The 8,509-nt window shown below is 57.8% G+C and carries 6 protein-coding genes and 1 pseudogene; 2 read left to right on the top strand and 5 right to left on the bottom strand.

Annotated features, from left to right (window positions below; genetic code table 11):
- Together OWC48_RS44055 and OWC48_RS44050 are read left to right on the top strand one after the other, a co-directional pair.
- On the top strand, positions 1-368 hold a 368-nt coding region (locus OWC48_RS44055; protein ID WP_282525627.1), incomplete at its 5' end, for a transposase.
- 18 nt (positions 369-386) lie between these two features.
- Positions 387-1,007: pseudogene (locus tag OWC48_RS44050) on the top strand (acyltransferase family protein); the annotation flags it as partial.
- Between the two features lie 419 nt (positions 1,008-1,426).
- Here OWC48_RS44050 and OWC48_RS44045 read toward each other — a convergent pair.
- From OWC48_RS44045 to nifA, 5 genes are all read right to left on the bottom strand, one after another.
- Positions 1,427-1,849, bottom strand: coding sequence for a hypothetical protein (locus tag OWC48_RS44045; protein WP_282525625.1), 423 nt, complete (start codon positions 1,847-1,849; stop codon positions 1,427-1,429).
- A gap of 438 nt (positions 1,850-2,287) precedes the next feature.
- Complete coding sequence (locus tag OWC48_RS44040) at positions 2,288-2,965, bottom strand: 2OG-Fe(II) oxygenase (protein ID WP_282525624.1); 678 nt, start codon at positions 2,963-2,965, stop codon at positions 2,288-2,290.
- A gap of 6 nt (positions 2,966-2,971) precedes the next feature.
- Positions 2,972-4,039, bottom strand: a complete 1,068-nt coding sequence (locus OWC48_RS44035) for a GFA family protein (protein ID WP_282525623.1) — start codon at positions 4,037-4,039, stop codon at positions 2,972-2,974.
- A gap of 1,273 nt (positions 4,040-5,312) precedes the next feature.
- Positions 5,313-6,155 (bottom strand): electron transfer flavoprotein subunit beta/FixA family protein, encoded by an 843-nt coding sequence (locus OWC48_RS44030; protein WP_282525622.1) that lies wholly within the window; start codon positions 6,153-6,155, stop codon positions 5,313-5,315.
- 573 nt (positions 6,156-6,728) lie between these two features.
- The gene (gene nifA / locus OWC48_RS44025) at positions 6,729-8,483 is read right to left on the bottom strand and encodes a nif-specific transcriptional activator NifA (protein WP_282525621.1); all 1,755 of its coding nucleotides are present in this window, start codon (positions 8,481-8,483) and stop codon (positions 6,729-6,731) included.
- Positions 8,484-8,509 lie beyond the last annotated feature (26 nt).

Raw genomic sequence — 8,509 nt, 5'->3', positions numbered from 1 at the left:
TGGCCATCCTGCGTTGGTCGCAGCTCACCCGGATCGAGTGGCACTACATCGCGCCGGGCAAGCCGCAGCAGAATGCCTTCGTGGAAAGCTTCAATGGACGACTGCGCGACGAGTTGTTGAACGAGACGTTGTTCTCGTCACTCGATCATGCTCGGGAGCTGCTCGCCGAATGGCAGGACGATTACAACACCGTTCGTCCGCACAGCGGGATCGGCAACCTGCCGCCATCAACTTACGCCAGGCTAACAGCGTCCGACATGCAACGGGACGGGACGCTGCGCTGTGTCGAGGGCTCCGCGCCCCGTCCCGTTGCATCACCAAGCCACACAGGCTCAAATGACCAAAGGATTCCGCCCATCGCTGGATGACCTTTGGGGCTCAGGTCAGTATCAGTCGTACTGGTCGCGCTTGCGCCCGTGACATTCTCCATATTTCCTCTTATAAAGTATACTTACCCGTTTTTCTGCCTGGGCTTCTCATTTTCCCAGTCGAGAGACCGCTGGACGAGCATAACACGCTCTTACAAGCTGCTCTTGATCGCGTCTCTCTGCATAGCGGCACTGGTGTGTTTTCTAGCCTGGCAGAAGGACACTTATGTCTACAACAATCTCGCCCTGGTTCAAGATATGCTGTCGGCGAAGAACGTGCTTCTGATGCTTTTTGGTTCTGCGGCAGCCTCAGCGATCATGATTGAGCTCTTCTTGCAATGCTGGAGATTTGGCCGCTCAAATCGAGCGGTCCGCTTTATCGCCGTGGAAACAGGACAGAGCACGCTGGTGCTGTACTTGATTCAGGGTACGGTATTTCGCCTCATGGATTCGATACAGTACGCAGAGCCTTCGGATCTCACAACCAGGTTGGCCGTGGCGGTTATTCTAGGGGGAGCGATTATTCTCGTCACGCTGATGGTGCGCCGAACCGTGCGCGACATTCCCTATCTGTCTCAGCTCATTCTAGGAGCTTCACCCCGCGCCCTTCGTCCAGCGGGTCAGCCCGCGCATAAGTAGACTGTAGCCGAAATCCGGTCAGAAGCCCCGTAGATCATCGGAGAGCCGGCTCCCGGTCCGCTCTTCGCAGCCTCCAGCCAGCGCGTCGTAGTCGCTCTGCACAGTGATTATGACGGGCTGCGTCGGATGGCGGTCAGATTAGCTCCGGCAGGCTTTTGGCATTAACACGGACCTCGATGCTGCCGGGTGTCCTTGGCTGCCTTCTGATGTTGCGCAGGTACTCACTGAAGCTGCGAAGAGCAGTTGCATACTTGTACGCAGTTGCCGCTTCCTTTCTTGCGTTCCTTGATGATAGTCGACTTGTACTCCTTGATGAGGTCGGCATCATCGGCGGAAGGGGTTAGTCCGGCTTGCGATCGGTACGACTCCGCCCCAGCCTGCGAGGCCCGCAGATGACCGAGTGCGGTAAGGACGCCCCGCTAGCTCGCCTTCTTGAACTCCGTTGCATCGCTGTCCAGCGTGCCCTCGTAAAGGCGCTCGGATATGCCCTGCTTGTTGTTCTTGACGAGCCATCGTCCCAATCTAAGAAGAGAGTCTACATGACTCTTGGCGGTGCGCTCCTTGAAGCCGCCGTTGATGAGTGCCGCCCTCAGCGCCTCGACAAGCCGCGCATCTTCAGAATGGAGAGGCTCGCCGCTGCGGCCTACGAAAGCCCAGGTTGCCCGGCGCGGCTGCCGCGCCGAGACGGAAGGCATCGTCTCAGCCCTTCCGCCATGCGGTATTTGCGAGTATTCGTGTTCGCCCGCCTCCGTAAGGAGCTGTCCCTCAGGTAAGGGTGCACCGACTTGATGAATGGAGAATTGCATCGGCACGCCGTCACCTGCATTGGCGATCTCCAGCAACTGCTGCTCGAAAGCCGCTGCATCTGCCGGGGGGGGGGGGAACCGACAAGTTCTCTTGCGGGCCCGCGCTGCCCGACTGCCGGAGCCCCCCGCGAGTTGAGTAAAGTCCATCCGTTCTCACTTCGAAATAAATACCTAGGACTCGGCTGTTGCAGGACGATCGAGCAAAAGACCGAGCGTGATCAGAGGCTTCAAAAGAGTCTTCTCTTCTGATGGGTCCTGCAAAGCCGCAGCGCGCGCACATACCGTCCCAAATCGCCCCGAGCATTCGGCTGTTTGCTAGGTCTGGTAGCTGTCGAGAACCTGACGACAACACAGGCTTCCTGCGCGCAGCGCGCGTACTCCATCGCGCGCCGGAGGGGACAGTCTGAGCACAAGATAGCCAAGCTACCACCCTCTCCTGAGAGCTCACCCTTTACCCAATTTCAGCCCCCCAGCTCATACGTCAGCGGTAGAGCTTTCAATGATCCGGCGGTTCGCGCCGCTGCGTTTTGAACAGAAGTAGACCAGCGATCGGCGCTCACCGGACAGCACAGGCTTCACCTCGTGCCGGAGCTTACATGTGGTGATAAGCACGGCGCCAAATGGCGGTCGGAATACCTGGTGTTCGTACCGGCTTGGATATACCACGAACTCACCTCCCTCGAAGTCCCTCGCCAGCTGCACAATCACCGAGTACTCAAAATCCGGGTCGCTCGCAGCATCCAGATGAATGCCAACAAAGGAACCAGGAGGCATCCGATGCATTTGGCATCGGCGAATCACGTAATCTGACGTGGCTCCCAAAATCTTTCTTAGCGCGAAGCTTCGGTCTTTCCTTTCAAGTAGTTCCACGATCTGCCCTGGAGCTGCACCACTCGCGTCGCTAGGAGCGCGGCCGGGCGGGTCTACCCTCACGCGTTTGACGAAAACATTGTGCGAGTCGCCAGCATCTCCCTCCCTCACTTCTTCTTCGGGAATCTCAGCCTGCAGCTCATCGATCTTGGCCAAGTCATCTTGGGTGAACAATATCTGGGGGCCGATCACGACCGTCCCCTTCACCAACAGCTCTATGCGGTACTTTGTTAAAGCTTCTTCTGAAAGCAGATGGGATTTATGATTCATTGCGCGTGCCATTCGAGTTCACTCCAGGGTTTTATCTTCGACGCAGGACTCCAGGTCCTGGTGCATCGAGCGGATTGCTTGGTCCCAATGCTCGCCATCGAACTCGCTTATTGTTATGCGTTCGATGGTTCTGTTATCCAGGCATCGAATGTTTACGCTGAATCCCGAGGGGTTCGACCGCGGCCTATAGAATGGCTTTACGCCACAAACCCGGCAAAACGTATGCCGAGCGATGTTCTTGTTGAACTGATACGCCGTGAGGAATTCTTCGCCGCACTCAATGCCAAGCTTATTGCCAGGTACGAGCAAGTGCAGAAATCCAGACATTTGGCAGATTGAGCAATTGCATCGAACTGCAGAGAGCTCTCGCGGCGCTTTGACGTAGAACTTGACATTACCACAATGACAACGGCCACGGTGTTCGATCTCCGAGTGATCATCTCCCTTAAGTGAGACAATTCGCAGCATATCGCGGCACCAATGTACGCTGAGCCGATAGGCTCGATCGAATTCATCCAAAAAGCGAGCATTACGGTCAGCCGGGACAAGTTCGCCAATCAGCCGGCTTGTCATTTCTCCGTGATACTTCTCCGCGGGATCTTCTCCGCCGACATGGCTGCGGAAGTACTCAAGATCGTCAGGTCGCGCCTTAAAGGTTTTGACCAGAGTGGTCCATAGCGATTGGATCATGTCCGCAGCATGTAGCTCAAAAGCAACCATGTTGGCGCAACGCACTAAGGCATCCTTGGATGACAATCCGGCATAGAGAGAATGCAGGTACCGCCTCGTCGTGGCGCTGCAGTTGGGCCGTATTGCTCTGCCGAGTAGTTTCGACGCATCCTTTCTAAACAGGTTGGAGTGGAAGTTCTCAGTCACCAGAATATCGGGTAGCGCCGCCTTGCCGCCCTGGAGACTTTGGCTATAACCACCTGTCTCATCCCAACAAATGAAATTTGCGACCACGCTGGTCAGTTCAATGTCCCTCGTAAGATCTCGATTGTGATTCATTGCATCGAATATGAGATCCCTTTGCGCCCCCGCCAGCAGGTACGGGAACGCTTGTGACATCGCCAGATATTCAGGCATCAGGCTTGCGACCTGGTCCTGGGACATCTCCGCAGCGAACGGGTGCGGGCCGAACAGGACTCGCGCTTGCTCAATCAAATACTCGCAGCATATCTGCGGAGGCTGATCGGGTGTAAATCGAGACGCTTGAGATGTCATTTGACCCCTGGCGATGAGAAGAGAACGGTCTTTGACGGAGCAACTTCGTATCCGCGCCAACTATTGGCCACCGCGAGTTCGTTGGTTTCGATGGGCTTGTGATCGCGTTCACCATCCAGGCGACATTCTTGGCCGCCACCTTCGCGGTAGCAGACAGCGGCGTGCTCAGTGCCGCTCACCCGAATCGAAGGGAGCGCGTAGATCAACTGAGCGGCGGCGATCCAGACGGATTCCGGTCCACGAAAAGTCCGATGCCGCGAATTTCCGGCCCGGCCAGCATTCGCTTGCAGAGTCATGGTGAGATATTGCGCCGCGCAGGCCCTCGCGGTTGCTGCTCTTGCCAGTCGATCGAACCGCTATGAGATTCGTGCAGCATTGCAAGGACTATCCGCATCTACCTGGTTTTCGGGCCTTCGGGCGCAAGCTGCGCGAAATGCCGGCTGCTGGCGCCGGCACGAGCTTCTCAAAGAGACCGCCGCTATGTTTCGCGTTTGCGAGCGCCATCACGCTGCCATCTTGCGCGTTTACAGCAATCACCGTGCCAACTCATGCATTCACCCCACAGTCTGAATACATTGGCAAAACGCTCGCGACCGACTCCTCATTGCAGTGTACTGAACCTGACAGCGCTTGCACGGCCGTCGGACACCAGACGGCGAAGAGCCAGCCGCCACTCACAACGGGTATAGGGCTTTTGAATCGCGGAGATTGGTTCAAAGGTACCACATAGGTGGGCTTCGCGCCCTGAACGGCGCGACAGCGCTTTGGGCGTTCGTGCGCTAGCATGGTGATCCCGATCGCTGACGTAATCCGTCTTCGCTCGTGACAACTACGTGCGAAGCAGTCGCCTCAACGCCCTCGGAACACGACCCTATTGTGGGATCTGGACGCATGCGCAGCCCTTTGTCGATGCGCCTGACAATCGCGGTCAACTCCGGGCATCGATCGAGGGCATAACGTGGTCTGCGGAACATGCGGTCCCGGGTGATCGCGAGCAATCGAAGAACGCTATGGGCCAGAACGCGCAGGTCGCGGGCCGGGATGCCTAGTCTAGCATACATCTTGCGCGCTCACTGGACGCGGGTGCCTCATGGTGTTGGTACATCCTGGACCGTTTCGATCACGACTATCCAGATCAAGCGTCACGGACAAGTGCAGCAAGATCGGCTTCGAGCTTCGGCTGATGCTTGAAAATCGCGTCTATCAACGCCTGCGCCGGTTGCTCGGCGGCCTCAACGAGCTTCGCCTTCTCAGCCCGCGCAGAGGGAGCGAACACTCGCTTGACGACGGTCGGCGATCCCTTGAGGCCGCATTTGGAGACGTCCTCGATACCGGCATCGCTTGCGCTCCATTTCACGATTTGGGCACGCGCGGCACGCAAAGCATTCGCCATCGCGCCCCGCCGAATCTGATTCGTTGCCTCCAGCATGGTGATGAGACAGGGCAGCCTCGTGTGCAGCACCTGGACACCACCTTCGGAGCGTCGTTCCGCTTCAATTGTATGGGCGGCGAGATCTAAGGATCTGACTTTCGCAACGTAGGTTAGCTGCAGTACGCCTAGCCGCTTTGCGATGCCGGGGCCAACCTGCGCCGTGTCGCCGTCGATGGTCTGCTTTCCCGTGAAGATGACGTTTGTCGGGCCATATTCGCTACCAATTTTTCGGATGGCTGTTGCAAGTGCATACGTTGTGGCCAGGGTGTCGGAGCCCGCAAAGCAGCGATCGGTGAGTAGGACGGCGCGATCAGCGCCATAAGTCAGCGCCTTTCGCAAAGAATCTTCCGCTGATGGCGGCCCCATTGTAAGCACGGTTATTTCGCCGCCGAACCGATCGCGCAGCTCCAGCGCGGCCTCGAGCGCGAAGAGGTCATATGGGTTGATGATGGTCGGCACTCCCTGACGCATGATTGTATTGGTCACGGGGTGCACGCGGATCTGCGCCGAGTCCGGAACCTGTTTGATGCAGACGACATTGTGCACGGTGTTGCTCCAAAAGCTGCGACAGCTGCGGAGAGCACAGCAAGTGTTGTACCATCGCCCGTCCATTTGGAATCGGCTTGCCATCACAGAGGCTTAGACCGGGTGCTGCGGCCCTCTAGCCGCTTCCCCACCAACGAATGCTAACATAGTCAGGATTGCGACAGCGCTTTTCCGCAGGGCACGCCAGCTGAGTGAGGCCAGCTTGCGACTGATTACCCCGCCAATCACCAGCGTGCGGCCGACCGGTTGACGTTCAATGAGCATTGCCGCTCACTAGTCCGAGCTTGATCGACGGATAGGCATGACGCTTGTTAGATGTTCAGCCAACCGACTGTTCGCGATTGCATGGCCCGCGGGTGACGCTAAGTATGTCATGGCGCCCAATTTCCTCTCTCACCGAATCAGGTGAGCCCGCGTTTCGACAGCAGTCCCGCAAGCGGGCGCGGTGGTTTTGCTCGGGGCCAAGTCGTCCCCGAGGGCGGACCCGTTCCCTTCAGAGCGATGAGATTGCCTACCGGAGATCGTCCTCATATAGCTATATTTGGCAGTGGCAGTTCCGACCGACGTCGTCGTTCAGAACCGCTTTATCTCGATTCCAAATTTCCTCAGCGCGTAGCCAATCTGGCGCGGCGTTAGTCCGAGCAGGCGCGCTGCTTTTGCCTGCACCCAGCCAGATTTTTCCATGGCCGCAATGACCCGTTCGCGATCGGCCATCTTCGCGCCACTAACGAGAACTGCGCCGGGAGGCCCTAGTGAGGCCAGTTCGCCGCCGACAGACTGGGCCGGCTGGGTCGCTTCAACTAGCGGAATGGTGGACTTTGCGGGCACCGATGGCATGGGTGCGGGCTGGGCTGGTCTCTCGTCCGACGTGCCCTTCCACAGCATCGCAGAAAGGCACTGGCCGTGGGAGCACGCAAAGTCACTTCTCACGATCGATGATCCGGAGCACAGCGTCGCCGTCCGCTCGATGCAGTTCTCAAGTTCGCGGACATTTCCCGGAAAGCCGCAGTTCATCAGTACATCGATCGCACTCGCCTCCAAGGTCAGCGTACGGCCGTTCTCGTTATTGAAATTTCTGAGGAACTCCCTGGCAAGCAGCGGAATATCACTGCGTCTTTCGCGCAGTGGTGGCAACAGTAATGGAACTACACTGATGCGATAGTAGAGGTCCGCTCGGAACTCGCTCCTTGCGACAGCCTCTTCCAGGTTCTTGTTGGTCGCAGCTATCACTCGAACATCGACCTTAATAGTCTGGTTGCTGCCGACGCGCTCGAACTCCTGCTCTTGCAGAACGCGCAGCAACTTCGCCTGGAACGGAGCTGAGATCTCGCCGATCTCGTCAAGAAACAGCGTTCCTTTGTCGGCAAGTTCGAAGCGACCCTTGCGCGAGCTGAAAGCACCGGTAAAGGCGCCTTTCTCATGTCCGAATAATTCGGATTCCAGGACGGTCTCAGGAAGCGCCGCGCAATTCAGCTTAACGAACGGGCGCCTGGCGCGGGACGATGATTCGTGAATGGCCTTGGCTACGAGTTCCTTTCCGGTACCGGATTCGCCACGCAGCAAAACCGTGCTGTTCGATCTGGCTACAACCGCAATCTTCTCGAGCAACCCGCGCAGCGCCGGACTGTCGCCAATGATCCCGTGGACGTGTAGCTTCTTGCGCTCCCGAGCGGGTTGCCTGAGCTCCAGTACTTGCTTTTGTAGCCGGTCTTTCTCCGCCATCAGTCGTTCGCGATCGCAGCCGAACAAGCGATGCAACTTCACTGTTTGTCCCACCAGGTTGGCGATCATGGCGAGCAGTCGCGCATCGTACTCGAGCCGGAGACTCGACCTATCGTCCCGGATACGATCAACCGTCAGGGTACCCACGACCTTCGGATCAATGCGAATCGGAACCCCGATGAACGACACTGGCATATTGTCGGAGGCGCCGAGCACTTCCCGGTCTGCAGCGCTGAATACCGGCTCGGCGGCCACGTTCTCGGCGACAAGAGGCCTGTCCGCCGCGATGATCTGGTCGATTGCCTTCCGCGGCAGTCGCATCCGGTAATGTTCGTCGCTGCCTTCGCTCCAGCCCGCGCCCACTGTAATGTCTGGCATGCCGTCGTCGTCGAACAGCGAGACGATGCCGTGTCGCATCTGCACAAACGATTGCAGAAGACCAACAACGTTGGCCAACGTGACTTCGAGCCGACAAGGAGCGGTGAGTATTTTCGATATTTCGAAGATGCCGGTCAGCGCGCTCTCACGCAACGGCTCCCCCGAGAGCTTACCCTCCGGCTCAGGTTGCGAGGCCGGTCTTTCGCGTGAGGAAGGGATATCCAGCATGAGGCGGCCTCCGTTGTCTTGATCAT

The organism is Bradyrhizobium sp. Arg816 (assembly GCF_029989365.1).
Classification (GTDB): Bacteria; Pseudomonadota; Alphaproteobacteria; order Rhizobiales; family Xanthobacteraceae; genus Bradyrhizobium.
The sequence above is the reverse complement of the archived record's forward strand: the minus strand, read 5'-3'. Positions and strand labels throughout refer to the sequence as shown.

Bases quoted from the DNA above. Each gene is read 5' to 3' on its own strand.
- OWC48_RS44040 (WP_282525624.1), bottom strand. From the start codon at position 2,965: ATGGCACGCGCAATGAATCATAAATCCCATCTGCTTTCAGAAGAAGCT.
- OWC48_RS44035 (WP_282525623.1), bottom strand. From the start codon at position 4,039: ATGCCTGAATATCTGGCGATGTCACAAGCGTTCCCGTACCTGCTGGCG.
- nifA (WP_282525621.1), bottom strand. From the start codon at position 8,483: ATGCTGGATATCCCTTCCTCACGCGAAAGACCGGCCTCGCAACCTGAG.